Source organism: Streptomyces sp. NPDC044063, assembly GCF_056434285.1.
This window is the reverse complement of sequence record NZ_JBWKFM010000001.1, coordinates 520,229-546,137: the sequence shown is the minus strand read 5'-3', so window position 1 is coordinate 546,137 and position 25,909 is coordinate 520,229. Positions and strand designations below refer to the sequence as shown.

At 71.1% G+C, this 25,909-nt stretch carries 22 protein-coding genes and 2 pseudogenes; 9 read left to right on the top strand and 15 right to left on the bottom strand.

The annotated features are described in order from the left end of the window. Positions 1 to 444: 444 nt before the first annotated feature. Both AC07BS_RS02415 and AC07BS_RS02410 read right to left on the bottom strand, forming a co-directional pair. Positions 445 to 2,073, bottom strand: a complete 1,629-nt coding sequence (locus AC07BS_RS02415; protein WP_478929571.1) for a M48 family metallopeptidase — start codon at positions 2,071 to 2,073, stop codon at positions 445 to 447. 89 nt (positions 2,074 to 2,162) lie between these two features. Then, positions 2,163 to 2,660 (bottom strand): hypothetical protein, encoded by a 498-nt coding sequence (locus AC07BS_RS02410; protein ID WP_478638368.1) that lies wholly within the window; start codon positions 2,658 to 2,660, stop codon positions 2,163 to 2,165. Positions 2,661 to 3,044: 384 nt separating this feature from the next. On the opposite strand from AC07BS_RS02410, the gene AC07BS_RS02405 reads away from it, so the two are divergent. Further along, positions 3,045 to 3,638, top strand: coding sequence for a TIGR00645 family protein (locus AC07BS_RS02405; RefSeq protein ID WP_478638370.1), 594 nt, complete (start codon positions 3,045 to 3,047; stop codon positions 3,636 to 3,638). 129 nt (positions 3,639 to 3,767) lie between these two features. Here the strand turns inward: AC07BS_RS02405 and AC07BS_RS02400 are convergent, their stop codons facing one another. Next, entirely contained in the window at positions 3,768 to 5,540 is a 1,773-nt protein-coding gene (locus AC07BS_RS02400; protein WP_478929569.1) for a hydroxysqualene dehydroxylase, read from the bottom strand. 320 nt (positions 5,541 to 5,860) lie between these two features. Beyond that, a complete protein-coding gene (locus tag AC07BS_RS02395) occupies positions 5,861 to 6,427 on the bottom strand; it encodes a dihydrofolate reductase family protein (RefSeq protein ID WP_478929567.1) in 567 nt (188 codons plus the stop codon). Positions 6,428 to 6,727: 300 nt separating this feature from the next. Between AC07BS_RS02395 and AC07BS_RS02390 the strand changes: the two genes are divergently transcribed. Further along, positions 6,728 to 8,008, top strand: coding sequence for an FAD-dependent oxidoreductase (locus tag AC07BS_RS02390; protein WP_478929565.1), 1,281 nt, complete (start codon positions 6,728 to 6,730; stop codon positions 8,006 to 8,008). Positions 8,009 to 8,045: 37 nt separating this feature from the next. Here AC07BS_RS02390 and AC07BS_RS02385 read toward each other — a convergent pair whose 3' ends face one another. Next, complete coding sequence (locus AC07BS_RS02385; protein ID WP_478929563.1) at positions 8,046 to 8,657, bottom strand: hypothetical protein; 612 nt, start codon at positions 8,655 to 8,657, stop codon at positions 8,046 to 8,048. A gap of 452 nt (positions 8,658 to 9,109) precedes the next feature. Between AC07BS_RS02385 and AC07BS_RS02380 the strand changes: the two genes are divergently transcribed. Then, positions 9,110 to 9,925: a hypothetical protein gene (locus AC07BS_RS02380; protein ID WP_478638378.1), complete on the top strand. Its 816-nt coding sequence runs from the start codon at positions 9,110 to 9,112 to the stop codon at positions 9,923 to 9,925. A 64-nt stretch (positions 9,926 to 9,989) separates the two neighbouring features. Here AC07BS_RS02380 and AC07BS_RS02375 read toward each other — a convergent pair whose 3' ends face one another. After that, entirely contained in the window at positions 9,990 to 10,499 is a 510-nt protein-coding gene (locus AC07BS_RS02375; RefSeq protein WP_478638380.1) for a hypothetical protein, read from the bottom strand. A gap of 496 nt (positions 10,500 to 10,995) precedes the next feature. On the opposite strand from AC07BS_RS02375, the gene AC07BS_RS02370 reads away from it, so the two are divergent. Then, on the top strand, positions 10,996 to 11,640 hold the full coding sequence (locus tag AC07BS_RS02370; RefSeq protein ID WP_478929561.1) for a hypothetical protein: 645 nt from the start codon (positions 10,996 to 10,998) through the stop codon (positions 11,638 to 11,640). Positions 11,641 to 11,680: 40 nt separating this feature from the next. Here the strand turns inward: AC07BS_RS02370 and AC07BS_RS02365 are convergent, their stop codons facing one another. The 4 genes and pseudogenes from AC07BS_RS02365 to AC07BS_RS02350 all read right to left on the bottom strand — a co-directional run. Further along, positions 11,681 to 12,355 (bottom strand): HAD family hydrolase, encoded by a 675-nt coding sequence (locus AC07BS_RS02365; protein ID WP_478638383.1) that lies wholly within the window; start codon positions 12,353 to 12,355, stop codon positions 11,681 to 11,683. An 85-nt stretch (positions 12,356 to 12,440) separates the two neighbouring features. Further along, positions 12,441 to 13,118, bottom strand: coding sequence for a LysE family translocator (locus AC07BS_RS02360; RefSeq protein WP_478929558.1), 678 nt, complete (start codon positions 13,116 to 13,118; stop codon positions 12,441 to 12,443). A 165-nt stretch (positions 13,119 to 13,283) separates the two neighbouring features. Further along, a complete protein-coding gene (locus AC07BS_RS02355; protein ID WP_478929556.1) occupies positions 13,284 to 14,222 on the bottom strand; it encodes a class I SAM-dependent methyltransferase in 939 nt (312 codons plus the stop codon). Between the two features lie 136 nt (positions 14,223 to 14,358). Then, positions 14,359 to 14,745: pseudogene (locus tag AC07BS_RS02350) on the bottom strand (Rossmann-fold NAD(P)-binding domain-containing protein); the annotation flags it as partial. Between AC07BS_RS02350 and AC07BS_RS02345 the strand changes: the two are divergent. Beyond that, a pseudogene (locus AC07BS_RS02345) lies at positions 14,740 to 15,171 on the top strand (flavin monoamine oxidase family protein); the annotation flags it as partial. The pseudogenes AC07BS_RS02350 and AC07BS_RS02345 overlap by 6 nt on opposite strands. A gap of 123 nt (positions 15,172 to 15,294) precedes the next feature. Here the strand turns inward: AC07BS_RS02345 and AC07BS_RS02340 are convergent. From AC07BS_RS02340 to AC07BS_RS02325, 4 genes are all read right to left on the bottom strand, one after another. Then, on the bottom strand, positions 15,295 to 16,548 hold the full coding sequence (locus AC07BS_RS02340; protein WP_478929554.1) for a hypothetical protein: 1,254 nt from the start codon (positions 16,546 to 16,548) through the stop codon (positions 15,295 to 15,297). Positions 16,549 to 16,844: 296 nt separating this feature from the next. Then, the gene (locus AC07BS_RS02335) at positions 16,845 to 17,699 is read right to left on the bottom strand and encodes a patatin-like phospholipase family protein (RefSeq protein WP_478929553.1); all 855 of its coding nucleotides are present in this window, start codon (positions 17,697 to 17,699) and stop codon (positions 16,845 to 16,847) included. A 170-nt stretch (positions 17,700 to 17,869) separates the two neighbouring features. Beyond that, a complete protein-coding gene (locus AC07BS_RS02330; RefSeq protein WP_478929551.1) occupies positions 17,870 to 19,285 on the bottom strand; it encodes a hypothetical protein in 1,416 nt (471 codons plus the stop codon). A 71-nt stretch (positions 19,286 to 19,356) separates the two neighbouring features. After that, complete coding sequence (locus AC07BS_RS02325) at positions 19,357 to 20,073, bottom strand: hypothetical protein (protein ID WP_478638398.1); 717 nt, start codon at positions 20,071 to 20,073, stop codon at positions 19,357 to 19,359. Between the two features lie 332 nt (positions 20,074 to 20,405). Between AC07BS_RS02325 and AC07BS_RS02320 the strand changes: the two genes are divergently transcribed. From AC07BS_RS02320 to AC07BS_RS02310, 3 genes are all read left to right on the top strand, one after another. Then, positions 20,406 to 20,624, top strand: a complete 219-nt coding sequence (locus AC07BS_RS02320; RefSeq protein ID WP_478929549.1) for a hypothetical protein — start codon at positions 20,406 to 20,408, stop codon at positions 20,622 to 20,624. Beyond that, the gene (locus AC07BS_RS02315) at positions 20,621 to 22,720 is read left to right on the top strand and encodes a glycosyltransferase (protein ID WP_478929547.1); all 2,100 of its coding nucleotides are present in this window, start codon (positions 20,621 to 20,623) and stop codon (positions 22,718 to 22,720) included. Before AC07BS_RS02320 ends, AC07BS_RS02315 begins: the two co-directional genes overlap by 4 nt. A gap of 131 nt (positions 22,721 to 22,851) precedes the next feature. After that, positions 22,852 to 23,790 (top strand): aminoglycoside phosphotransferase family protein, encoded by a 939-nt coding sequence (locus AC07BS_RS02310; protein WP_478929545.1) that lies wholly within the window; start codon positions 22,852 to 22,854, stop codon positions 23,788 to 23,790. Between the two features lie 170 nt (positions 23,791 to 23,960). Here the strand turns inward: AC07BS_RS02310 and AC07BS_RS02305 are convergent, their stop codons facing one another. Continuing rightward, a complete protein-coding gene (locus AC07BS_RS02305; protein WP_478929543.1) occupies positions 23,961 to 24,779 on the bottom strand; it encodes an NAD(P)H-binding protein in 819 nt (272 codons plus the stop codon). 73 nt (positions 24,780 to 24,852) lie between these two features. Here AC07BS_RS02305 and AC07BS_RS02300 point away from each other — a divergent pair, with 73 nt between their 5' ends. Beyond that, positions 24,853 to 25,842 carry an AraC family transcriptional regulator gene (locus AC07BS_RS02300; protein ID WP_478929541.1) on the top strand — a complete coding sequence of 330 codons (990 nt, stop codon included), beginning with the start codon at positions 24,853 to 24,855 and terminating at the stop codon, positions 25,840 to 25,842. The last annotated feature ends 67 nt before the right edge of the window (positions 25,843 to 25,909 follow it).

Below are 25,909 nucleotides of genomic sequence, written 5' to 3'. Positions count from 1 at the left end.
CCCTGGTGACGGCGGTTTCCGCCGGGGTCATTGGCTCGGAGGTACGTGACAGGGCTGAGCGGCGTGACAAGGCCGAGACCTCGCCTGCGGCTCTCGAGCGCTATATGGCGCGTTTTGGGTATCAGCGAGTACGGGCGGATGAAGGGGATTACGTGCATGTGACGCTGAGCGCCGTCCACTTCGCCTACTGCCCCAGCCCGCACGAGTGCAACACGCCGGGTGGCAACGCCGAGCATCCTCCGGTCGACATCTGGGGCTGGTCGGTGGTCCAGATCTCGATATGGCCGACGCCGTCGTCCGTACCCGGCGGCCGTACGACAGGCAAGAGGAGCGGGAGCTGCTGGTTCGGGCGGAACAATATGGTCGTGGTGGGCGTGAAGGACGAGCAATGGCCGCGGACCGTGGCGGATCTCGCCGGCAGGGCCCGCCTCTACCGGGGTTACTTCACCGACTCCGTTCTCGGTTCGATGTGCCTGATGCTGCCCGTCCCCGTCCAGCCCGTAGTACCGCGCCAGTCAGCGGGACCCCGGCGATGAGGGCCCCGAGGGCGATGGCCACACCGCCTCTCGGCCACACCGCCGTCATGTACTGCCGCAATGCCTCGGTCGGGCCCGTCGTTGACGGGTGCTCGGCCAGGGACCAGTACAGGACGCGGCGGGCGGCGGTGAGCGGCAGCCACGCCGTCAGCAGCACGGCGGCGGCGGCCGCGCCGACGTACGGCCCGGTCCTGCCGGGCGGCCAGGCGAAGGCGCACAACAGGAGCCAGAGTGTCAGCAGCCCGACGCCCAGGACGAGCACACCGGCGTAGCCGAAGCGCAGGCCGGAAGGCAGCCGGCCGAGCCATTCCTGGGATGCCTCCTGGGGGACGATGAGTTCGCCCGCGGCCAGTCCCGCGCCGCAGGACCAGCCGGCCGCGAGGGTCCGGCGCAGGGCAGGGGGTCCCCAGGTGGCGGACAGCTTGCGCCACAGCGTGTAGGCCAGCGTGAATCCCAGGGGAACGGTGACGATGGCCAGGGCGGGAACCGCCAGGGCCGGCAGGTGGAGGCTGGTCGGTACGAGATGCGCGGTCTTGAGCAGATTGGTCGTCATCGATGTCATCGGGGTGAGGGAGAGCCCCACGACCAGCCCGCTACCGAGCTCCGTCAGCGGCTTCTGCCGCAGCAACACCGCCGGCTCGGCAAGCACCCGGGCACGGTAGGCCGCCGACGGGTGCAAGGCGACGAAGCGGCGGAGCCGCCATCCGGTCACGGTGTGGACGGGCCTGTCCCGCTCGGCCGGCTTGTCCCGCTCGGCGAGAACCCGCGCCAGATCCTCTGCGGCTCCCCACTGCGCACAGCGTGCGTCGGCCAGCAGTTCCCGTTCGCGCACGATGGCATGATGGTTGAGGAAGATCAGCACCGCCAGGCTGCCGAGCTGGATCCACGGGCCGTAGCCATTCCTCGGCTTGAGGTCGTTGGAGACGAGCAGCAGGGCCGGGATGACGAACATGGCGAGGTAGACCCGCCACATGATCACTGTCATGTGGGCGACGTCCACGTCCTTGTTCCGCACATGGGCCAGCTCGTGCAGAACGATGGCCCGGAAGGCGGCGCGGTCGGTGTGGAAGAGCCGCACGAGCCCGCGCTCGAGCACGACGTACCGCCGGCCGGCGTGGCCGAACGCCATGCCGCCCGCCCGGGGGTGCACCGGATCGACGAGGAACCGCACACGGACGCCCGCCCGGCGGCGCAGGCTCTCCAGCTCCGAGCCGATGCCGGGCAGGGGTTCGGCCCGGACCAGACGCCGCAGCCGCATCCTCACGTACGGGCTGACGACATAGGCGGTCAGGCAGACGCCGAGCAGCACCAGGACGGCGAACAGCTCCACCGGCACAGGCAGCGGGTTCCCCGGGCGGAAGCACTCCGGACGCTCCCGCATGGCCCGGAAGTACTCATCGAGCCAGGTCGGCGACCGGGGGTCGGGAAAGCGACCGTGGAAGAGGTTCCAGCACACGGTGCCGGGCAACGCCTTGTCGATCGGCTTGGGCAACGTCTGGAACCAGATCGCCACCAGATCGCTGACGCTACTCGTCACCGCCGTGACCGTCACGACGAACCGCAGCCACAAACCCGACGAGACCACCGGTGGACGGTCGACGGCAGACGGCGCTACTGCGCCCGGCATCACGCCAACAGGCGGCCGACGATCGCGTCGGCTATCAGCTCCGCCTGCTCAGCGCTCACCCCCGCGGCCCGGGCCCGGTCACGGGCAACCTGCCGGACCACCCGCAACTGCTCGCAGGACAACGGCTCGACGGCCGGTGTGCCGTCGCCGTTGGGCGTGCCATCGCCGGCCGGAGTGCCGTCCGTCAGCACACCGCGCCGCCGGCGGGACCTCCTGCCGATCCACCTCCGTATTCCGGAGGAAGCCTCGCCGGTCACGGCATCGACGACGGCCGAACCGAACAACTGCACCACGGCCTGCGCTGCGGTCACCGCGGCGATGGACGCCACGGCAACGACAGTCTCCAGACCGAAACCCAGCAACTCGTCCTCGTCGCGGCCGGCCCGGCGCGGCCACGCTGCGGCTGTGGCCTCCAGCAACGGCAGCTCCTCCGGAGCCACCGCGTCCACGGCCGGACGCGCCAGCGCCAGCACCGCTGCCCGGTCTCGATGTGACATCACAGGACCCCCCCAACCCCGTGGCAACAAAAGAGCCATCACGCCCCGCCCCAACCCGGCGACCCGGCTCTCTCCAGCCATACTGCCAGGGCTTTGGCCTGATGCGGAGGCAACTCGTCGAGCCGCTACCGTGAGCGGCCGCTCCTCCAGCGGAACCGCACGCGGCCTCGCCCGCACATCACGCGTGAACTCATGGTGATGCGACCAGGTCGTTCGGTCTTTCCCCTACACGAGGGAAGTCACCGTCGGTCACTCATAACCCCGTCTGCCGCTGGGAAGGGGTGGGCTGACAGGCGGTGGGTGGGCGAGCGGGCGGCATGCCGCAGGGGGCGGATGTGAATGGCCGGTAAATGCGGGGCTGTCCTGCCTCCGGCGAACGGCCCCGTGCCGTCACTGGGCTACGCGCTGTTCGCGACCCGCTGGCTCCAGGCGCCCTTGTACTTCGGGCTCGTGACGGCGCAGGCCGTCTACGTGTGGGAGTTCTTCGGCGAGCTGCGTACCCTGGTCCAGGGTGTGATCACCGGGGTCTCGGACGAGAACATGGTGATGCTCGGCGTTCTGAAACTGGTCGACGTCGTCATGATCGCCAACCTGCTGATCATGGTGATCGTCGGCGGCTACGAGACGTTCGTCTCCCGCATCGGGCTCCAGGGCCACAAGGACCAGCCGGAATGGCTTTCGCACGTCAACTCCAACGTGCTCAAGGTCAAACTCGCCATGGCGATCGTCGGCATCTCCTCCATCCACCTCCTGCAGATGTTCGTCAACATCCACCACACCCCGCGCCAGGAACTGCTGTGGGGCACGATCATCCACATGGCCTTCATCCTCTCGGCCTGCCTCCTCGCGTACATGGCCGGTCCCATGGAAGCCAAGGCAGTCCTGCTGGAACGCCGAAGTCACCAAATCCCCGCGCAGCAACATCACGACCCGACCGGTAATCCCGCGCACCCGCCTCCCGGCGACCATCCCTCTTGAGCGCCGGCAACCGCATGCCCCGCCGAGCCGTCGGACACGCCCGCCACGCCTCCCGGAACGGGCCATGTCCCACGGCACCGTACCGATCGCGCCGCGGTTGTCCGTCGATCGTGTCCTGATCGACAAGGATCATCGGCCGGTGTCCAGGAGGTGCGGCAGGCCCAGCCGCCACCGCTGCTTGTCCACCTGTCTGGCCAGGGCGAACTCCGGTGCCTCGTACCCCTTGAAGGTGCGCACCCCGGCACGGCCCCGGACACCTGCGGCCGCCAGGACGCCGGCGGCGGCCCGGCGGCCCGCCTCGTTCGCCGTCTCCATCGTCACGAAGTCGATGTTGCTGTAGGTGCGGACCCAGTCGCCGGCCAGGAAGAGGTTGCCCACGGCGGTCACCGCTTCGGGGCGCAGGTCCCAGGATCCGGTGGTGTTCAGCAGATACGGGTCGTCGTTGCGCAGCGCGTTGGCGCCCTGGGTGATCGCTTCGTCCAGGTACCAGGAGTGCAGCAGGGAGTCGCCGAGAACGGAGGTCCCGAGGTGGGCCTGCATCTGGGCCCACACCTCACGGGCTACCTCGGCGCGGGTGCACTGCCGGGCAGGTCTGCCGTAGAGGATGCCCGGGGTGTCCCAGTCGGAGATTTCCACGGACAGCGACTCCTGGGCCTGGCCGTCGCCCCAGGTGCGGGCGAAGGGGGCGCGCCAGAGCTTGGACTGGTTGATCGAGACCAGTTGCCAGGGCGAGTCGACGTGGGCGATGTGGCCCTCGATGACGGCGGCGGGGCGGCGCAGGAAGAACTGGATACCGTTGCACCAGGTCTGCTGGAGCCCGTCCATCGCCGCCAGCCGCGGGTCGGCCGCGCGCAGCGCACCGTTCCACAGCCGGACGGCGCGGTCGGACGGTACGGCCACCACGAACCAGTCCGCGTCGATGCGTTCGGTCTCGCCCCGCGCGGTGCGCGCGAGCGCCCATGCGATGCGGCCCTGGCCCGTTTCCAGCCGCTCCACGCTGCGGCCGTAGGCGAAGCGCACGCCGAGCGTGCGCAAGTGGGCGACCCAGGGGTCGATCCACGCTTCGCTGGTGGGGCCGTCGAAGATGGCGTCGGCTGGGCCGTCGGTGCCGCGCCCGAGCGCGTTGTAGAGCAGGGCCTCGTAGCCCTGGCCGCAGGTGCGGGTGCTGGCGGTGGTCGGGCGCAGCGCCTGGAGGATCTGGACGTTGCCACCCAGCAGCCGCTGGTACTCCTGCGACATCCGGCCCGCCTGGATGTAGTCCCACCAGGGGACGTATTCCCACTGCCCGAAGTGGCGCTCGCGGCAGCTGGTGAAGGCGATCACCAGCTGCCGTGCGTAGAAGACGGTTTCCGCGGGCGGGAGCTTGAGGCTCTCGTGCAGTACCCCGGCGAGCGAGGCGATCAGCAGCCCGGGATCGGAGAGGGATGACGCCCACGGGCGCAGGGGCAGCGGGATGGAGCCGCGCCCTCCGGCGCGGGCGAACTCGACGCGGGTCACGGTGGTGAGGTTGTCGTGCACCGTACCGCCGCCGGGGAGCGGGATGCGCCGGAGAGTGTCCGGGAGGTTGTGGTAGAAGCCGAAGACCGCGCGGTGGCCGTGCTCTCCGGGCAGGTCCCGGCGGCCGCCGGTGCCGCTGTGCGGGACGGGCAGCGAACGTGCCTTGCCACCGGGGACCGAGCGGCGCTCGTAGACCGTCACCTCGAAGCCCCGCTCGGCCAGTTCCTGCGCCGCGGTCAGCCCGGCGACCCCCGCGCCGAAGACCGCCACCCGTCGCCCGCCGCCGCGTCCCGCGGCCGCCGCCTTCCGAGTGCGGACCAGGCCCAGACCGGCCGCGCCGGCCGCCGCCCCGCCGGCCAGCACCGCGCGCCGAGGTACCCCCGTGCGCTCCGCTGCTTCCACCATGTCCCCGCCCTTCCGTCACCGCCTCGACAGCGACGCTACGGCGAACCTCCTGCATGCGGAGCCGGATCCTCACCCGATCCATCGGATGAGTTCTCACGGCCGGGGGCGCCGGCTGGGCGAGGTGTTCGCCGTCCTCGGCAATGCCGCCTCGGACCCGGCCGAGGCGCGGCACCGAGCGGGCCGGACCGCGCTCGCTGCCCAGACCGGCTCCGAGCCCCGGATGCGTGCCCTGGTCGGCGCTGACACATGGCCGGCCCGGCGGTTGCTCCTCCCCGCGATGGGCACCGGGACCGGCGGCCAGGAGGTCTTCGGCCCAAGCGCTACGAGCGCGCCACGCGGTAGCGAAGGTGGACGACTCCCGAACTGAAGCTGCGGGTCTCGACAAGTTCGAGATCCACCCGGCGCTCGCGCCGGGGAAAGAACGGAATGCCACCGCCGACCAGCACCGGGTAGGCCCTGGGCCGGTACTCGTCGATGAGATTCGCCGCGGCCGCCTGGGCGGCGAGCATCGCGCCGCCGATCGCGATGTCGCCCTCCCCCGGCTCGGCCCGCAGCCGCTCGATCTCCTCCGCCAGGCCGCCGGAGGCCAGGCGGGCATTGCCCTGCACCGCCGACAGCGTGGTGGAGAACACCACCTTCGGCAGCGCCTTCCAGATCGCGGCCCACTCGAGCATGGAGTCGTCGAGCGACGGGTCCTGGTCGGCGGTCTCCCAGTACAGCATCGTCTCGTACAGCCGTCGTCCCAACAGGTGAACGTCGACCTCACGGATCTCGTCGGTGACGAAGCGGAAGACCTCCTCGTCGGGCACCGTCCAGCCGAAGTCGCCGTCCGGCCCGACGATGTAGCCGTCGAGCGAGACGCCCATCGAATAGGTCACGCTGCGCATCAGAATTCCTCCACAGTGACGGGTTCGACGGTACGACCGCCGAACGCCGCAGACTCATCGCGCCTCGCGGGATCCTCCCCAGGAAAGTCGCGTCCGCTGCCCGGGGCCGTCACGCGGGGCACCGCGGCCGGTAGCAGGCGGACCGGACCGGTTTCGCCGTTTTCGCCTGCCGTGACCGGCAGGAACGGCACACTGGTGCGGGGGTTTTCCGGCGCCGGGGTCTGCCGACCGGTGCGCCGTCCCGGTGGGTGGGGGCGTGCCCTGTGGAGGGGTGCGTGTCGGCGAACGGGGGATGCAGCAGTGACGCAGTCGCTTCCCGGGCAGCATGCTGCCCCGGCCCGCGCGAACAGCGGGTCTCAGGGCCTGGTCGTGGTGATCGGAGCAGGACCGTACGGATTGTCGGTGGCGGCGCACCTGCGGGCCGCCGGGGCCCGGGTGCGGGTCTTCGGGGAGGTCATGGGCAGCTGGCGGCACGCGATGGCCACCGGCATGTTCCTGAAGTCCGCTCCCGCCGCCACCGACCTGTCGGCACCGGTGCCCGGCGGCCGGCTGGCCGACTTCCGCAGGGATCAGGGTGATGCGGAGCTGACGGAGCTGACTCCGATCCCCTGCGAGGTGTTCGTCGCGTACGGGATGTGGTTCGCCCGGCGGTTCGCCGGCGAGGTGGAACCGATGCGGGTCGCTGCCGTCGAGCGTGGCGGGGCCGGTTTCACCGTGCGGCTCGAGGACGGTGAGCGGGTATCGGCCTCGGCGGTGGTCGTCGCCACCGGCCTCGCCCCGCTGGCTCACATCCCGCCCGCCCTGCGACCCCTGGCCCCGCAGGGCCCGGGGCCCGATGCCGCGTTGTCGCACACCAGCCAGCACACCGACCTGTCCCGCTACGCGGGGCGGCGGGTGGTCGTCGTCGGGGGCGGGCAGTCGGCGCTGGAGAGTGCGGCCCTGCTGCACGAGGCCGGCGCCCAGCCGCGGGTGCTTGTGCGGGCCGCGCGCGTGCGGTGGGGAGCGGTCCCGGTGCTCGAGCGGTCGCTTACCGAGCGTCTGGCGCGGCCGGCGTCCCCGCTGGGCACGGGATGGCCGCTGGCGGGCATGTGCCGGGCCCCGGGCGCGGTGCGGCGGCTGCCCGCGCCGGCACGGCTGTGGGTCTTCCGCCGGGCACTGGGACCGTCGGGCGGGTGGTGGCTGCGCGAACGCGTCGAGGGCATCGTCCCCGTCCACACCCGCAGGCACATCGAGCACGCGCGGCTCCACGGCGAGGAGGTCCGGCTGCGTCTTGGCGGGCAGGGGGACGGGCCGGCGGAGATGCCGGCCGACCATGTGCTGGCCGCCACCGGCTACCGCATCGACCTGGACGCCCTCCCCTTCCTCGACCCACGTCTTCGCCAGGCGGTGGCCCACATTCCCGGCTCCCACGCTCCACGTCTGTCAGCAGCGTTCGAATCTTCGGTCGACGGGTTGTACTTCACCGGCTCCCTGGCGGCCCCCACCTTCGGGCCGCTGCTGCGCTTCGTGGCCGGTACATCCTTCGCCGCCCGGCACATCACCGCCCGTCTGGCCCGCCCCGTAGCGCACCGCGGGCGGTAGCCCGACAGCAGGCGGGCCAAGGGTGAAGGTCTGACCGTCACCTTCCGATCGATCGAGCCGCCGGGCTTCTCGGAAGGCTCTGGGTAGCGGCGGTTCGGGCCGACGCCACGGTGTTGGTAGAGGCACCCCCCACCGTCTCGGCGACACGGCCGGCCAGGTCCTCCCACGGACGCGGAGCGACGACCGGCACGCCGGCCGCCCGCGCCTGCGCGGCGAGCCACCGGCCGTACAGCACGCTGACGCGTGCGCGATGGCGCTGCGGTCCGGCCTCCGGTTCCCGGCGCAGGTAGTTGGCCGCCACCTGCTCCTCATCGTCCTCGTGGAGGAAGACGGCACGGACCGGACCGTGGGGTGTCGCCGGTCGGGGCAGGACGTAGTCGCCTTCCAGGATCACCGGGGTGTCGGTGCCCACGTGGTTGGCCACCACCGCCTCGATCGCCGGCGCCAGCGCCTCGGCGATCGCGATCTGCCGCTCGACCACCGACTCCGGCGTCCGGCGGGCGGCCTCCGGGTGAGTGCGCCAGAAGTGGACCTCCGGCAGGTGCTCGGGCAGTGTCACCGCGAGGAGGGCCTCCACGATGTCATCGACCTCCACGACGGGGACGTCGTACCGCCGTGCCAATGCCCGCCCGACACCGGTCTTCCCCATCCCCGACGCGCCCCCGACGACGAGCACCCGCCACCCGGGAAGACCCCTCACCTCACCCGTACCGTCCACACAGGCAGAGTACTGGAGCCGCTTCTTTCACCTGGGCCACACCAGCCGCAGCGGTTCCCGTTCCGGGCGGCGACACCATGGCGCGCCGCACGAGCGCAAGGCCCGCCGGACAGCCTCTGGAGCATGCCCCCATGGGGTCGCTCACGAGGTCTATCGGTACGCGGGCACCTGTCGCTACCTTTGCCTCGCCTCCGGGCGACGGCGCCCGGACTCTCCTGGGAGGTTCGACGATGAGGAACAGGCGAGAGGTACTGAAGGCGGCCTCGGCCGCCGCGGGTTTAGCGGCACTCGGCTCCCTGGCCGGTACCGGTACGGCCGGAGCGGCACAGCGTACGGCGTGGCGCGCAGCGGTGGCCGGGCCCGTGGAGAGAGCAGGCAGACAGGTGGCCGGATACCGGGACGCGTCGGGGCGGGTGACCGTCGCCGTGTTCTCGTACCGCGGGAATCCGGCCCAGCAGCACTGGATCGACCAGACCGTCCGGGTGGGCGACGGGGACATGATCGCCATCGGTGGTGGTGCCACCGCCGTGGAGAGCCCCTACGGCGCCCTGCTGACGGCCTCGTACCCCAATGACGACCTGACGGGGTGGACCGTCTCCTCCAAGGACCACCTCGACGCCCAGCCGCACGAACTGACGGCCTACGTCATCGGTTTGAAGATCGCCGGCATGACGCGCGACCAGCTGCTCCGCTCAGTGCACGTCTCGCGGGCGGACAGTGGTACGGCCCCGCACCCCGAGGCCGAGGCGGGCATCCCCTCGTCGACGGACTACGCGCTCGTCGGCGGCGGGTTCAAGGTCAACTGGCATGGCGCGGGCAACCTCGCCACGGCCTCCTTCCCGTCGACCGACTACTCCTGGAAGGCCCGTTCCAAGGACCACCTCGTCTCCGACCCGGCGAGCATCCGCTCCTTCGCCATCTCGCTGCGCCGCGACCTGCCCGTGGGACGGGTGCTGAGCACCATCGCGCACGCCGACTCCGGCCAGGCCCAGCACCCGGCCGCCGTGGCCACGCTGCCGCCCGGCTACGCCCTCACCGGTGGTGGCGCCGAGGTGCACTACCGCGGGGCGGGCAACCTGTTGTGGCGGCTGGAGCCGTCCACCACCTGGACGCCCAGCTTCAGCGCCGCCTCCAAGGACCACCGCGTCGCCGACCCGGCCACCATCACGGCGTACGCGCTGGGCATCCGGCTCGTCTGATACGTCCCGTGCGGGCGAGGGGCGGTCACTGGTCTCCCTCGCCCGCGTGGGCGCTCCTGGGTCCTCAGCGGGCCAGTTCCAGGGCGAACCCGTCGTCGACGGTGAAGATCATGACGTCGCCGCCGGTCCTGGTGCCGCCGCGGCCCGACTCGGTCGCGGTGGCGGGGTGGAGGTCCCCGGAGGTGGTCCTGCCGTGTCCGGTCTCCGTCAGCCGTCCCGCGTCGTCCGTGACGAAGGTGCGGGTGACCGAAAGCCTTGTCACCCGGCCTGTGTCGAGGGTGAGGGTGTCCTCGGTCTCGGTGGTCACCTCCGGGCCCCGGCCGGAGAACGAGCCGCGCATGCGCAGCGTGGCGGATACCGGACCGGGCCGGCCGGGGACGGCACAGGTGAGGTCACCGTTCCCCTCGGCCGCACCGGTGAAGCCGCCGGCCGTCATGGTGAAGCCGCCGGAGCAGCGTAGGGCCGTGGTGGCCGGCGCGGGGGTGTGGGAGCCGGCCGGCGCCGCCCCGAGGGTCAGCATCGCGGCGGCGCAGGCCGCGCCGGCGTACCGCCGGCGGGCCGCGAAGGTGGGCATGGTCGAGCGCCTCCCTCTCGTTGGTAGGGAGGACGGTGCACGCCATCCCTCCCATGGAGTGTGCTCTGGCGAACAATCAGCCGGAATCGCTCGTTCGGGTGAGGGCCGCCCGGAAGGCGTACCGTCCCGGCTCCTGACGGCGGGCGGACGCGCTGACACGCTGCCGGAGTGCATCCGGTACCGCATACGTCACCCAGCGCATGACGCCGCCGAACACCGCACGGTGGATACCGCCCGGACCGCCGTCGACGTCTACCCATCGACCGGCGTGCTGGTAAGGTCACGCTCTTCACCGGCGCCGGCCGTGCGGAGTCCCTTGGCAGGCCCTGACATGTCCGAACCCCTCACCATCACCCCGTACACGATGTGGCGCGGCGCACTCGCCGAGGTGGACGAGGCCTTCGCATCGCCACCTGAGCTCGACCGTCCCGTCGGTGGGTGCACATACTGCGTTGCGGAGTCGGAGCTGCGCGTTCTCGGTGGTGACCCTACCGACGTGCCGGACGATCTCCTCGGGCACTTCGTGCGTGAGGTCGCCAGCCACTGGGACGAGGACCAGTACTCCGTCCTGTGGCGCCGCTTCATCCCTCGTGCACTGCGCCGCTGGGGCCCGGACGGGAGCGGCACCGACCCCTCGGGGGAGATGGGGCGCCTCGGCTGTCACGATGCCCGGCTCGCGGACTGGCCCGTGGCCGAGCGCGCCGCGGTCGAGCGGGCCTTCCGGGCGCTGCTGCACATCGCTGTGACTGACGGCCGGCCGTACTGGGAGATCACCGATCTGGTGGAAGGTGTCGCCCATGCGACAGATGGCTTGGAGCCGTGGTTGCTCCACATCGCCGGGCTCACCGGTCCGAAAGCGGACGCCGGCGTGGTCCGCCTCGCCTTGGGCTGGGCCGACGACCTCCTCCTGGACGAACTGAAGTTCTCCTGGTGGCACGACGGTGACCCGCGGCTCATAGCCACCTGGCTGCCCACCCTGCGCGCCCGGATCGAAGCTTTCGCCGCGCGGAACCCGCGCTGCAAGAACACATCCGACGCGCTGATCGCGATCGACGCGCTCGAGGCCGGCACCCCGCGCCCCTGGCTCTACCCCTACGACATCCGCGCACTCAGCGGCCCCGCGCTCATCCACCAGGGCTGAGGCAATGAGGTGGGGGGAAGATCGCGGCAAGGAGGGCGGGTCAGCGGGCAGGGCCCTGCCCCAGTTTCCTGGCCCAGTCCTGCAACTCGGGTTCGGCCAGACTGGTGCCCAGCCAGTCGTGGTCGGGGGTGACTCCTGGAAGGGAAGGGACGACCGCGACGTAGAGCCCGGCGGCACGCGCCGAGGCGATGCCCGTGGCCGAGTCCTCGAAGGCGACGGAACGCTTCGGGGCCACACCGAGTGTCTCGCATGCCGTGAGGTACAGCTCTGGTGCGGGCTTGGGGGAACGTACCTCGTCAGCGGCGAACGAGTGGGTGAAGCAGCCGGCGAGACCGGCCGACCACAGTGCCGTGTCCAGCAGTTCCCGGGGGCTGTTGCTGGCTACGGCGATGGGTACGGCTGCCCGGCAGGCGCTCACCAGTTCCGCCGCGCCGGGGAGGGCCGCGGCGCCTCGCGACAGTTCCTTGCGGACCCTTTCCAGGAGTTCGACGGCGATGTCGGCACCGGCGCCGGGGCGCCCCAGGTACTGCGCCATGGCCTCTGCGGCAGCCTCCACGGTCCGGCCGATGACGAGGGCTTTCTGTTCGGGACCGAAGGGGTGGCCGTGCTCCGCGAAGATGGCCGCTTCCACGACCGTCCAGCACGCTTCGGTGTCGACCAGCAAGCCATCGCAGTCGAAGATCACGGCCTCGGTGTTCGTGGGGAGCGAGCGCATGCAGGTGTCCTTTCGCTTCGGGTGATGCCCGGGTCGCTCGTGCGACGGCTGTCGATGGTCTTGCGGTCGCGTCGGGGTAACCGCCTCACTGCCCGAGTGCGAGCCGGACGCCGAAGGCGGCGATGACCGTGCCGGTGACGCGGTCGAGGCAGCGGCGGGCTGAAGGCCGTTGCAGGCGGTCTCGGAGCACGTGCGCGAGGGCGATCAGCGCGCAGGCCCAGACGACGGCCAAGAGGATGTGGACACCGGCCAGGAGCACGCCTGAAGCGATGTGCGGAGCCCCGGTGGGGATGAACTGCGGGAGCACCGCAACGTAGAAGGCGCCCATCTTCGGGTTGAGGAGGTTGGTCACGACCCCTTGCCGCCAGCCGCCGATCAGGGTGTTGCCGGCGGCTCTGTCGGCTTCGGTCCCGGCTCCGGCCCCGTTCCTGCCCCCGGCCCCTGCTGTCTGTGGGCTCTCACTCGATGAGCGGCGCCAAGTGGCCCACAGCAGCCTGCCGCCCATCCACACCAGGTATGCGGCTCCGACCCAACGAAGGGTCTCGTAGGCGAGGTGAGAGGCCGTCAGCAGCGCAGTCACACCGAGCGAGGTGAGTGTGCCCCACGCCAGCGTGCCGCTCTGGATGCCGAGAACCACGCCCCAGGCGCGACGCCGGTGCCCCAGCGCCGCGGTGCGCAGGATGAGTGCGGTATCCAGTCCGGGAGTAAGGGTGAGGAGTCCCACCATCAGGGTGAATGTCCCTATCGCGCCCAAGGTGATCATGAACGGTCACCTTAGGTCGGCGAATGGAGAACGTCTATATTCCTGCCCGAAATCGGGCAGGAATCGCGCTGTTCGCACGTGCTCTCGCGCATGACGCCGAACCCCGCGCGACGGGTTCCGCCCGGGGCCGCCGTCGACGTCACCCGAGGAGCCGCCGCGCCGCGCTCAGGACGCCGTCAGCAGGTAGGCGGGCGCCCACCAGTAGTCGTACAGCCGGCGCGGTTCGACGGTGGTGAAGCCGGCCCGCTCCAGGTCCTCCGCCCACCGGGCGACGGGCTGCTCGTGGTGCCGCTGGTGCTCCTCGCTGCCCAGCAGCCCCAGGAGTACGGGCATGAGGAATCCCTGCGCCACCAGTTCCCGGTCGGGGCCGTACTCGCGAATCCCGCGGTCGTAACGGGAGACCAGGTGGCGGAACCGGTCGGGTGCCAGGCCCTCCCCCAGGTCGGGGACATCGAACTCGACGAGTACCAGCCGCTCGGCACGCGGGCGCAGCGCGCGGAGCAGGTCCACACGCTCCTCCCGCTCCAGGGCGAGCAGGGTGAAGGTTTCCTGCACCAGGTCCCAGGGGCCCGCCCCGTTCACCACGGACTGCGCGGTGGCGGCGTGTCCCCGGTGGGGCACCCCGCGCCTGGCCAGCTCGGCCGTCACCAGGGCCAGGCGCCGGTCCGAGGGTTCGATCAGCTCGACGTGTCCGACGTCGGCGGTGAGGGCGGGCAGCAGAGCGTGGCCCTCACCGCAGCCGATGTCCAGCAGGTGGGCGGGGCGGTGCGCGGCGTACTGCTCGCGCAGGGCCTCGTGAACGGCGCGGTACAGGCCCACATTGCCGCCGCCGCGTACGAACGCGCTGAACGCCTCAGGCTCGGCGTACACGTCCTCGTCCTCGTGTCGTCCGGTACGCAGGCTGCGCGCGGCCTCGACGTAGACGACGTGCCCGGGGTCGAGCGCCGCGGCCCGGTCGGCGAACTCGGCGGCGGTCCCCGCGTCGCCGGTGCGACAGGCCGCCATCGCGAGGTAGAACCATTCCCCCGCGTCGGTGGCCAGCGGCGCGAGTGCTTGGGGCGTCTCGCCGTGCCGGATCTTCTCCCATAACTGTTCGATCGTCATGGGAGAACCCTCGCCGATGCCGGCCGCATGATCCAGTACCTTCGGGCCGGCGGCGGACGGCGGGGCGTACGAGGCGCGCCGTCACAGGCCGCCGGGTACACCGTCGCCGATTGTTCTGGGGCCTGGGTGACCGCGGTCAGTGCTGGGTCCGGGCGAGGAAGGCGCGGTACCAGGCGAGGGTGTCGTCCAGGTTCGTGCCGAGGCCGACCGGCTTGATGCCGAAGGTCTCCTGGATCGCGGTGGAGTCCATCACCTGGGGTTCGGTGTGCTGGTAGAACAGCTCCGCGTAGGAGTCCATGAACACCTCGTCGAACGGCCCGAAGGGGCGCGGCTCGCTCATGATGGTGGTCTTCAGGGGCTGTCCGAGTTTCCGCTCGATCCGCTGGAAGACCTCGCGGGTGGTCCGGGCGTGGTCGGTGGGCAGGTGCCAGACGCGGCCGTCGCCCTCGGGATGTTCTCCCAGGGTGGCCAGGCCGGCGGCGACGTCACGGATGTCGGTGTAGCTGTGCGGCAGGTCATCGTCGGCGGGGGATCGATCTCCGACAACCCCAACCGATTCATGATCAACCCGTCCCACCCGGTACCGGGCAGCGAGGGCGGAGTCGTCCTCGCCTCCTACAGCTGGGCCGACGACGCCTCGCGCTGGGACTCCCTCGACGACGAGGCCCGGTATCCGTACGCGCTCAGGGGCCTCCAACAGGTCTACGGACAACGCGTCGAGGTCTTCTACACCGGTGCCGGCCGCACCCAGAGCTGGTTGCGCGACCCCTACGCCTACGGGGAGGCGTCCGTGCTGCTGCCGGGCCAGCACACGGAGCTCCTCGGCGCGATCCGCGCTCCCGAGGGACCACTGCGCTTCGCCGGCGACCACACCTCGGTCACGCCCTCTTGGATCGAAGGCGCGGTGGAGTCGGCGGTCCGCGCGGCGCTGGAGGTGCACCTGGCTTGACGCATGGGCGGTACACCGGCCGCACTTCGCTGTTGCCGCCGGTCAGAGGCGTGATCTCGTGTACAGCGACTGGCACCGGCCGTTGGGCATGGGCCACCGCGCCCCGTGGGCGCTGATCCGACGTCACCGGGGCCTTCGTGCTCCTGCCCGCCGGAGCAGTTCGCTCACCGACCCGGTGAAGCGGTTGCCCTCGACGATGCGGCAGCCGATGGTCCACGCGCCGGGGTCGTCGCCCAGGTGGTGATCGGCCAGCTCCGTGATGCCCCGGAGCAGCCGCATCGCCCCCTCCTCGTCCTGACGTGTGATCACGCACTGCCTCGGATGCCGTTTCACGATGCCGGGCAGCCCTGCCGCGTCCCGCAGCACGAGATCGGCGGGGTGCGCCGTATCGAGGATGTCGCCCACGCCGACGCCGCCCTCACTCACGTACGAGAGGGGGACGGCGAGGGAACGGTCCGACCGCATCGGCAGGGTGCGCAGCAGGTGCAGGCCCGTGGGGCGATCCGAGAGGAGCCGCGACCATACGAACTGGTCGGACCACTGGGTGGCCAGCAGGACACGCACGTCCAGGGGGCATTCCGGGTGGGACGCGAGCTCGGCGGCTCGATCGCGCAGTGGCTTGCCGTCGGCGTCCACGGCACGCCGGACGGCCTGCCAGTCGACCGTGACCCACCGCTGGTCGGGTTCCGGGTCGGGCTCCGCGGCGTATGCGCCGAACACGTGGTCGCGGCGGCGCCGGTCACGTGCCAGGGCCTCGCGCAGGGCCTGTACGCTCCTCTCGCGCAAGGAGTCCTCGAAGGCCGGACGCACGTCGTCCAGGAGCGCCCGGCCACCTGCCTCCACGACCTGCCCCAGCACGTCGTACCGCTCGCTGCGTGCCAGCAGGAGCCCGGCGGCCAGTTGCTCGCCCGCGTCGAGGTGAACGCGCTCGCGCGTGTAGCCGGGGTCGGGCCAGTCGGGCAGCAGGGCGCGCAGCCGCAGCAGTGGATCGTCGGCCAGGAGGAAGTCGCGGGGGAAGGGGGTGCCGCCAAAGGGCCAGTCGGCAGCGCCGTCGCGCCAAGCCACCATGAAGGGCGGCCAGTCGGAGCGTGTGAAGAACCCGGCCAGGGAGCCGGGGGTGAAGCTCGTGGCCTTGCGCGCGTACTCCTGCCGGGGGTCCCACAGCAGGTCGTCGAGCCAGTTGCCTCGCCGGCCCGCCTTCTCCTCTTCCTCGGCGGCTTCCTGCGCGTATCCGCGTATGGTGCGGTTCTTGTCCCGCAGACCCTCGGGAAGAGGCTCGCCGGGTGCGATCAGACGCAGCCGGGCGGCGACTTCCTTCAGCAGGCTGTACGAGCTCGCGTAGTACAGGAGAGAGGGGATGCGGTGGGCAGGAGACATGCGCACACCGTAGATCGACGGTCCGACGGAGCGTCAAGCGACTGGCGCGCCTGCTGATCGTGCCGGGCCGGAATACCCCGAGCGGTGTCGGGGCTGACCTGATCATGAGGCCGGGTACCGGAAGAGTACGGCGGGCGCCCACTCTTGGCCAGCGCCGAAGCGCGGCCGGCATCGAACTTGATCACCACCACGGTGGAAGAGATCACCGGAGCGCCGGCGCGTACGTTCCGCGCATGGGCGCGGGAGCATGCGGAGGACTTCCGCTGAATGAACGAGTCCCAGGGGTCCCGTCGGGATCAGTGATCCAAGTCGACCAGTGATACGGCCCAGGCCCCGGACAGTCGCTCCCGCGCGGCAGCGGCTTGCCGCTGCCCCGCCCGGAAAGCGGGCACCCACGCCGACGAGTCCGCCGGATCCGTACCGAACGCCGCTGCCGAGGCCTCGTCCGGGAACAGCGAAACCACCGTCTCCGCGCCCAGCGCGGCCAACGCTTCCTGCCCGGGAGCCTGACGCGCCATGGGCTCCACGACGACCACCGTACGCGCGCCGGCCGCGAGGTCCACGTTGGTACCTGCCCGCAGCGCACCGTCGAGGTAGTGGCGCCCACCGATCGAGATGGGAGGCGCCACGCCCGGGAACGCGCTGGAGGCCGCGACAGCAGCCGCGAGGGAGACGCCGCTGTCACGATCCCAGACCACCGGTTCGCCGCTTCCCGCCTCCACGGCAGGGATGAGCAGGCGGCGCTCGGTCGGCCAGGCGTCCGTGCCGACGAGTCGGCGTCGCACCGCGACCACAGCTTGCTCGGCCTGCGGATCGGCCGTGTCGAGGGCGATCCGCCCGACCCTGCGGCGGGCTTCCTCCGGTGGCAGGCCGGCACCGAGGACCGCGAACACCTCACCCATGCGCCGCGGGTCGGCCTGCGGCGGCCGGGGACCGTCGCCGTGGCTGCCGACGGGGTCGGCGAAGTGCGCGAGGTCCTGTCCGGTGGCCAGCGCGGCGCCCACGATCGCGCCGGCCGAGGTGCCGACGACCAGATCCGCCGCGCCCAGGTCGACGCCCAGGCCGCGCAGGCCATGGGCGAGTCCGGCTGTCCAGGCGGCACCAACATGCCCGCCCGGGCCGAGCACGAGCGCGCTGTCCAGTGAACGCATCGTTCCCCCATCCGTCACTCTGGTGATCTCCACCCTAAGGCGAATGACGGCGAATGACGTCGAAGGGATCGGCTGCGGGCATGAGGCCAGAGCGCACCCGTTCAGGCCACCGCGGCAGACCATCGACAGGCGCGGACACAGCCCTCATCTCACCGTACCCACGATCGCCATCACACCCGGATGTACCACCCACGCGACACGAGCAGCCGAGCGAGCGGCACATAGAACAGCAACAGCCACAGCAACGCCCACACGATGCTCGCCAGCGACGCCGGCATCCATGGGGCGAGGCCGATGTCAGCGCACACACTCCATGCCGACCCCTCCTTGCCGTGGTACCGGATCGGAATGTAATCCAGCGTGTCGATGACGAGCTCGGACAGGACATAGAAGAACAGGGGGTTGCGGCCGAGAGCCACCAGTGTGTCGCCCACGGGCACGATCCCCCGGCGAACAGCGGCGGTCATGCCCATGCGGGCCGACGACAACCGGAGTCCGAGGCGACTCGCCGCGCCGGACCTGTCACCACTGGCCGGGCCGTGGGCCAAAGGCCACAGCCCTCCGTCGAACGCCAGGAGGACCACGCCAAAGCCGATCGTCATGATCCCGATGGTCACGAGGGCATACGACGGGGTCCACAACTGCTTGCCGATCGGGATCACCAGGCCCAGGGCGAGGCCGGCGCCGGCGCACATCGCGCCGACGGCGATCAGCGAGGACACACGCCTGCGAACGCCACCCATCGCGTTGTAACGCTGCTTGTTCCGGATGATGTCCATGCCGACGGCAAGGCCTGCCCAGCAGTTGACCATTGCCACCAACGTCGACAGGAGGCCTTCCGGGTCGAACTTGCCGCCATCGAAATTGTGGTCAACGCCCCACATGTTCGTGTCGATGTAGGCCTCGAGCGAGCAGTCCCGCGCCAGTCCATGGACGCCGGCGCATTCGGGCCACGGGTTCTGGAAGGTGTACGTCGCCACGATCCAGAGGGCGACACACATGAGTGGGAACCCACCCAGCAGGCACACCCGGGCCAGGAATCGGACGACACGGCGGACACCACGAGGGTGCGCGCCGACAGGCAGCAGGGACCAGGCGCATGTCAGGTACAGCAGCGACACCGCCACGTACACGACGGCCAGTCGCTGCAGCACACCGACGAAGCGCAAGTGCTCCCATACCTCGGGCAGGAACGGGTACGCGTTGAGAAACATGCCGATCGCATACAGCAGGACGGTTCGGCGCGCGATGCGCAGCAGATAGGGCCGTCTGTCCGGTCCGCCCGGATCATCTGCGGCCGTCGTTCGGAGAAACGCCGACATGGACACCGGAACGGCCATGCCCATGATGAACAAGAACCCGGGCAGGACCAGGTCGGCGACCGTCAGCCCGAACCCGTCCGCGTGCAGCAGGGCAGGAGCCGCGATCTCCGCCACCTGGCTGCCGATGAAGACGCGCAGAACAACGAGGGAGCCGCGATACGCGTCCAACGCGTTGAGACGCCTGCGGGCAGGTACGGCTTCCGACCCCTTCGTGCCGTAGGCGTCGGTCCGCGAAACAACGCGGCCTCCCGCGGTCCCGCTCATCCAACCCATTCACGCCTCCAATTCATGCCGGGCTTCCCCACGGTGTGGCACCTGAGCTGCCGGATCGCGGATCAGGGCCGGGCTTCCGGCGTGCCGGCCCGGATGGTGGCGCCTGTCGTCACGAAGTAGAAGTCTTCGTCCTCGATGTCGGCCCGGGTCTGCTCGCCGATGTACAGGTCGAGGTGTTTGGCATCGTCGCAGCCGATGCTGCACAAGTCGTCGACGCGCCAGTGCGCGGATTTCACCCGCGCGCAGATCTCGCCGGGCACTCCAGGGCCGCAGTCGGTGACGCGGATCCGCGTGCCCGATGGCAGATGGTTGGCGGCGACGGACTGCCAGGGCACCAGGGCGTTGTCGTGGGAGCCCGCCGGAGGACCACTGGTCGCGAAGTAGCAGTGCCGGTCGAAGTCCCAGGCGAGGTAGTCCCCACGGGACGTCTTGCCGAAGCCTTCCAGGCCGACGCGCTCCAGGTAGTCGGCGGGGAATCCGTCCGGCAGGTTCTGTCCGGCGCAGGCCTGGTCGTGGATACCGCGTCGCGGGCCGTGGTAGTACGCCTGGCTGGGAGTGAAGTAGACGGTGAGGGTGTATCCGCTCCGGGGGGCCTTGTCCGTCCGCGGCGGGTCGATGGTGTTCAGCCGGTGGTGCAGCCGCAGGCCCGCGTAGCCGAGAACGGCGAGGGCCAGCAGGACGCACGCCAGCCCCAGCGGGATCCTGCCGCGCGTGATGCGCGGGCGGTGTCCGGGCGGTGCGGGCACGGTGGGTGGGGTGGTGTCCAGATGTGCGGCCATGAACAGCGGTCTACTCCATGCGAGTTGCAGGGGCAGTGGGTCGCGGCATGTGCTGTACCCGCGGAAAGACCGGCACTGTTCCTGCCAGTGCCGCGGCGGCCTCGTACGTACCGGACGCTCATGGATTTCCCTCGCCTCCAGCCGGTCGTGGGCTGCCCGCCATCACACGGGCATGAGCATGCGAACCATCGGCGTCAAAGTGAGCACAGTAGCCGAAGTCGCCCCGTTCGCCGCATCAGCCGTCAAGCCGCGTGTATGCGACTCGTTCCTGCGGGGGAATGTCTCGCGCGCCACGGGAAACGCTCGCATACGATCTTCCTAGCATCCGGTGTGTGAGCAACGAGCTTCTCAGCCCGCCGCGTCCCCAGCCCTCCCCACCCGTGTTCGACGACCCGCGCGGCCACCGCCGCAGAATCGTGACCGCCATGGGAATGGTGGTGTGCTTCGTGTGTCTGTGCGTCCTCGCGGTGGGCGGCAGCCTGCTGTACGCCGATCCCAAGGCTCCGGCGACGCGCCCGGCCGAGGCCGTCGACACGTCCCCCTTGCGATGAGGACGGTCTCGCCGCGCGGGCACTGGTGGGTCCTGGCCGGGGTCCTCACGGTGTTCCTGGCGGCCCTGTTCCTGGCGACCTCGATCCTGCGCGGCGTCGGTGGACCGGGCACCGCCCAGGACCGGGAGCCGGACGGCCTCGTGCCGCACTCCGTCTCGGGCGGCGGACCGGTCGTCGACGCCCGAAGCGGCACCCCGGTCAGCCTGGACGTGCGCCCGGGCACGGTGGCGCTCACCTTCGACGACGGGCCGGACCCCACGTGGACTCCACAGGTCCTCCAGTTGCTCGCCGCCAAACAGGTACCGGCGACGTTCTTCGTCATCGGTCGGCACGTGGCCGAACACCCCGAGCTGGTCCGGGCACAGACTGCCGCGGGACACGAAGTCGGCCTCCACACCTTCACCCACGTCGATCTGGCCACCGCTCCGATCTGGCGGATGCGCCTGGAGCTCGCCGCCAGCCGTGCCGTCCTGGCCGGAGCCACCGGAAAGAGCACGACGCTCCTGCGGCCCCCGTTCTCCTCCATGCCCGACGCGGTCAGCGACCGCGACTGGCACGCCGCGCTGCGCACCGGTGCGCTCGGCTACCTGACCGTCCTGTCCACCCAGGACGGTCTCGACTGGGAGGCAGGAAACGCCCAGGACATCGTGCGCGGCGCCGCGCCGCGGGACGGCCGGGGAGCCGTCGTCCTCCTGCACGACGGGGGCGGCGACCGGTCCCGGACCGTCGCGGCCCTGGGACAGCTCATCGACACCCTCAAGGCACGCGGATACCGCTTCACCACACTGACTCAGGCGGTCGGTCTGCCGCCCCAGACAGCCCCGGCCGCACGGCTCGACCGCTGGTACGGGACCGCCCTGATCGGTCTGATCCAAGCAGCCGTCGCCGTGCCCCCGGCTGTCGCCTGGCTGCTGTTCGCGGTGGCTCTGCTCACCACCGCCCGCCTGCTCCTGCTCGCCGTGGCCGCGGCAACCCACCGAAGGCGCACTCACCACCGGGCATTGCCCCAAGCGCTGCCCCGCGTCTCCGCCGTCATCCCCGCCCACAACGAGCAGGCGACCATCGCCTCGTGCGTACGTGCCCTGCTGGACGGCGGCTGCCCCGACATCGACGTCGTCGTGGTCGACGACGGTTCCACCGACGACACCGCGGCAGCGGCCCGCGCGGTGACGGACCCCAGGGTGCGCGTCGTGACCCAGCCCAACCAGGGCAAGCCCGCCGCCCTGAACGCGGGGATCGCTCACGCGACGCATGACGTGATCCTCATGGTCGACGCGGACACCATGATCCTCCCAGGCGCGGTGGCACGCCTGGCCGCCGCCATCGCCGACCCGTCGGTCGGCGCGGTGGCCGGGAACACGAAGGTCGCCAACCGCGAGGGCCTGCTGCCCCTTTGGCAGCACCTCGAATACGTCATGAGCTTCGGCCTGGAACGCCGGCTGTTCGACCTGGCCGGCGCCAGCCCGACCGTTCCCGGAGCCATCGGGGCCTTCCGGCGATCAGCGCTCGCCTCCTGCGGCGGCATCAGCGCCGACACTCTCGCCGAGGACACCGACATCGCCATGGCCCTGTGCCGGGCCGGCTGGCGCGTCGTCTACCGAAGCGACGCACACGCCCGCACCCACGTGCCCACGACCTTCCCGCACCTCTGGCACCAACGCCACCGATGGGCCTACGGAACCCTGCAGTCCATCTGGAAGCACCGGCACGCCGTCAAGGAATCCGGCATCGCCGGCCACCTCGGCCGCCGTACCCTCCCCTACCTGCTGCTGTTCCAGCTCGTCCTGCCGCTCGCGGCACCCCTCATGGACGCCGCCGCCCTGTACGGGCTCGCCTCCGGCACCACACCCGTGCCGGCGTTCACCTGGGCCGCCTTCAGCCTCGCCCAACTCGCCCTCGCCGCCTATGCCCTGCACAGGGACGACGAGAGCCTGCGCCACGTGTGGCTCATCCCGCTGCAACAGGTCCCCTACCGTATGGTCCTGTGCTTGGTCACCATCCATGCCCTGGTCACCGCCGCACTCGGGGCCAGCCCTCGGTGGCGGAATCCCTCGACACCCCGTGCGGAGGAACGGGCACATCCCGCGACGGTGTGACCGCCGGACCCGAGGCGCGTACGCAAGGCCCCGGCCAACCGGCCGAGGCCTGCCGTGCGAGATCCAACCGGGAGCGGGCCGTTGCGAAATCCCGTTTGGTGCGGCAGCCTCGGCGCTGACAGCATGCCGTCGTGATCGCTTCCCGAATCCACGTCCCCGACGCTCTGGCCGCATCTCACCGTGCTCATTTCGGGGCGGCGGGTGAAGCGTGGATCGCGGGACTTCCCGCCCTCGCCGCGGACTGCCTGGATCGCTGGGAGTTGCGGCTCGACGGGCCACCGAGCCATGGGGCGGTAGCTCTTGTGCTTCCCGTACTCCGTGCCGACACCACGCCGGCGGTGCTCAAACTCCAGCCCGTGGACGACGAGACGCGAGGTGAGCCCTTGGCCCTCTCCGCTTGGGCGGGACAGGGTGCGGTCTCGCTCCTGGAAACCGCGCCTGATACGGGCGCGATGTTGCTGGAGCGCCTTGACGCCGACCGTTCGCTGGCCGCTGTCGATGACGACATGACCGCCGTTCAGATCCTGTCCGAGATCTTGTCCCGCCTGGTTGCTCTTCCGGCCCCGGAAGGAGTGCGTCGCCTGGCCGACGTCGCCGCGGCCATGCTCGATACGCTGCCTGCGGCGATGACATGTCTCGCGGACCCCGAGGACCGCCGGCTGGTGGCCACCTGCGCGGCGGCGATGCGGGAACTCCTCGAGGAACCGGGCGATCGCCTCCTGCACTGGGACCTCCACTACGACAATGTCCTGGCTCCTCTGCGTGCCTCCGCGGAACGGGAACCCTGGCTGGCCATCGATCCCAAACCGCTGGCCGGAGATCCTGGTTTCGACCTGCTGCCCGCCCTCCAGAACCGATGGGATGAGGTGGTGGCCTCAGGGGATGCCGCACGATCGGTCCGCAGACGCTTCGACCTGATGACCGAGGTCCTCGGCCTCGACCGTCGGCGCGCTGTGGGGTGGACGCTCGGTCGTGTGCTGCAGAACGCCCTGTGGGACGTGGAAGACGGCGAGACCTGTGTGGACCCCACGCAGAAGGCCATTGCCGGAGCACTGCTGGCCGCTCATTGAATCGACCCTGAGCCGGACCTGAGCCGGATCGACGCTGCCGAGGCTTGGACCAGCGCCGGTGACGGTCATGCGCCGTCGCAGCCCCGGCAGCGTGGGCCCACCGGTGGGACCCGGAGCCCGATCCGGGCCCCGGGTCCCCCTCATGCCAAAGGCGGGGTGCGGGAAGACCTTCAGGCGTTCCAGACCCCCGTGGGCGCCGTCGCCCCCACATAGTCCTCGAAGGACCGCGCGTCCCGGCCGAGTGCCTCCTGTACGCCGGTGCTGACGTAGTCGTCCTCGCCGCGGCGGATGCCGTCCAGGAAGGCGGCGATGGCCTCGGCGTCCGCGGGGGCGAGGCCGGCCGCGACCTGGGCCGCGGTGTAGGCGGCCGGGTCCTGGTGGCGATGGTGCAGCTCGCGGCCCACGGCGGTGCCGATGAGGGTGAGGGCCTCGGTGAAGGAGAGGGCGCGGGGGCCGGAGAGTTCGTAGGTACGGCCCGCGTGGCGGGTGTCGGTCAGGGCGGCGGCCGCCACGTCGGCGATGTCCTCCACGTCGACGAAGGGTTCGCGGCCGTCCCCGGCGGGGGTGGCGAGCTCGCCGGCCAGGACGGCGGGGAGGAAGAAGTCCGGTGCGGAGAAGTCCTGCGAGAACCAGCAGGGCCGCAGCATCGTCCACTCCAGGCCCGATGCACGGACCGCCGCCTCCGTCTCCGGTACGCCGCCGTCAGTGTCGATGCCGCGTACCGACAGCTGGACGATCCGCCGGACCCCGGCCGCCTTCGCCCGGTCCACCAGTTCGGCGCGCTCGGGCAGGCCGAGGGTTTCGGTCGGGACGAAGTAGACCGCCTCGATGCCGGCCAGGGCGGGGTCCCAGGTGGAGCGGTCGGCCCAGTCGAAGCGGATCGGGGCCGAGCGGGAGGCGGAACGGACGGTGTGGCCGAGGGACTCGAGGCGGGGGACGACGCGGCTGCCGGTCTTGCCGGTGGCGCCGAGGACGAGGATCTGTGTCATGCCGTCAGTCAACCGGGAGCCGGCGGGACGATCCATGGTTGATACGACCATATCCATGTGTGATCGTTCCAGAATGGATCTTCTTGACGACTACCTCGCCGGGGTCAGGGCGCGCGGGGCGGTGTTCTGCAACACCGTGAGCGCGCCACCGTGGGGCATGCGGTTCACCGACCCCGCGCCGCTGACCCTCAGCGCGATGCTGCGCGGCGACGCCTGGCTCCTGCCCGCCGGACGCGAGCCGGTGGAGCTGCCGGCCGGCGCTGTCGCGCTCGTACGGACGCGCTCGGCCTATACCGTCGCGGACCGGCCGGACAGTGCGGTACGGGTGCTCGTGGACGGCGACGACCGGTGCACGCTCGTGGACGACCCGGCCGAAACGGGCCGCAATTGGCGGGTGACCGGCCGTACGGTCGGGGACGCGGCGGACGGCTCGACGGACGGCGCGACGGACCTGCTGGTCACCGCCGGATACCGGGTCGGCGGCGACCTGTGCCGGCCGCTGCTCGACGCGCTGCCGCCGGTCGCTGTGGTGCGTCCGGATCCCGGGCTGTCCGCGCTCCTCGACCTGATCGACGCCGAGGTCGAGCACGACGAGCCGGGGCAGCAGGTCGTCCTGGACCGCTTCCTGGACCTGCTGCTCGTCCGGGCCCTGCGGACGTGGTTCGCGCACCCGGGCGCCACCCCGCCCCCCGGCTACCGGGCCCTGGCGGACCCGGACATCGGGCACGTACTGCGTCGGCTGCACGAGGAACCGGCCCGGCCGTGGACGGTCGCCTCGCTCGCGGACGAGGCCGGCATGTCCCGTACCGCGTTCGCGCGCCGCTTCTCGGCACTGGTCGGCAGGCCGCCGCTGGCCTACCTAACCGACTGGCGGATGGCCCTGGCCGCCGACCGGCTCCGGGTGCCCGGGGCGACGGTGGCGTCCGTGGGCAGGGAGGTCGGCTACGCGGACGGGTTCGCGTTCAGCGCGGCCTTCAAGCGGGTGCGAGGGGTGACACCGTCGGCTCATCGGGACGCGGGGGTGCGCCCCAAGGACAAGTGTCCGCATTCCGCAGGCGCGTAGGCCATGACATGCCGCGATGGCGACGACGAGAGATGGTGGAGGAGGCGAACGACACGGGCCGACGCCC

Excerpts from the sequence above, each read along its gene's own strand:
- AC07BS_RS02385 (WP_478929563.1), bottom strand. The coding sequence starts at position 8,657 with ATGGGGAAGACCGGTGTCGGGCGGGCATTGGCACGGCGGTACGACGTC.
- AC07BS_RS02305 (WP_478929543.1), bottom strand. The coding sequence starts at position 24,779 with ATGACACAGATCCTCGTCCTCGGCGCCACCGGCAAGACCGGCAGCCGC.
- AC07BS_RS02355 (WP_478929556.1), bottom strand. The coding sequence starts at position 14,222 with ATGACGATCGAACAGTTATGGGAGAAGATCCGGCACGGCGAGACGCCC.
- AC07BS_RS02410 (WP_478638368.1), bottom strand. The coding sequence starts at position 2,660 with ATGTCACATCGAGACCGGGCAGCGGTGCTGGCGCTGGCGCGTCCGGCC.
- AC07BS_RS02365 (WP_478638383.1), bottom strand. The coding sequence starts at position 12,355 with ATGCGCTCGCTCCCCACGAACACCGAGGCCGTGATCTTCGACTGCGAT.
- AC07BS_RS02325 (WP_478638398.1), bottom strand. The coding sequence starts at position 20,073 with ATGGCCGCACATCTGGACACCACCCCACCCACCGTGCCCGCACCGCCC.
- AC07BS_RS02375 (WP_478638380.1), bottom strand. The coding sequence starts at position 10,499 with ATGCCCACCTTCGCGGCCCGCCGGCGGTACGCCGGCGCGGCCTGCGCC.
- AC07BS_RS02340 (WP_478929554.1), bottom strand. The coding sequence starts at position 16,548 with ATGTCTCCTGCCCACCGCATCCCCTCTCTCCTGTACTACGCGAGCTCG.
- AC07BS_RS02395 (WP_478929567.1), bottom strand. The coding sequence starts at position 6,427 with ATGCGCAGCGTGACCTATTCGATGGGCGTCTCGCTCGACGGCTACATC.
- AC07BS_RS02315 (WP_478929547.1), top strand. The coding sequence starts at position 20,621 with ATGAGGACGGTCTCGCCGCGCGGGCACTGGTGGGTCCTGGCCGGGGTC.
- AC07BS_RS02335 (WP_478929553.1), bottom strand. The coding sequence starts at position 17,699 with ATGCGTTCACTGGACAGCGCGCTCGTGCTCGGCCCGGGCGGGCATGTT.
- AC07BS_RS02330 (WP_478929551.1), bottom strand. The coding sequence starts at position 19,285 with ATGAGCGGGACCGCGGGAGGCCGCGTTGTTTCGCGGACCGACGCCTAC.
- AC07BS_RS02400 (WP_478929569.1), bottom strand. The coding sequence starts at position 5,540 with ATGGTGGAAGCAGCGGAGCGCACGGGGGTACCTCGGCGCGCGGTGCTG.
- AC07BS_RS02360 (WP_478929558.1), bottom strand. The coding sequence starts at position 13,118 with ATGATCACCTTGGGCGCGATAGGGACATTCACCCTGATGGTGGGACTC.
- AC07BS_RS02300 (WP_478929541.1), top strand. The coding sequence starts at position 24,853 with ATGGATCTTCTTGACGACTACCTCGCCGGGGTCAGGGCGCGCGGGGCG.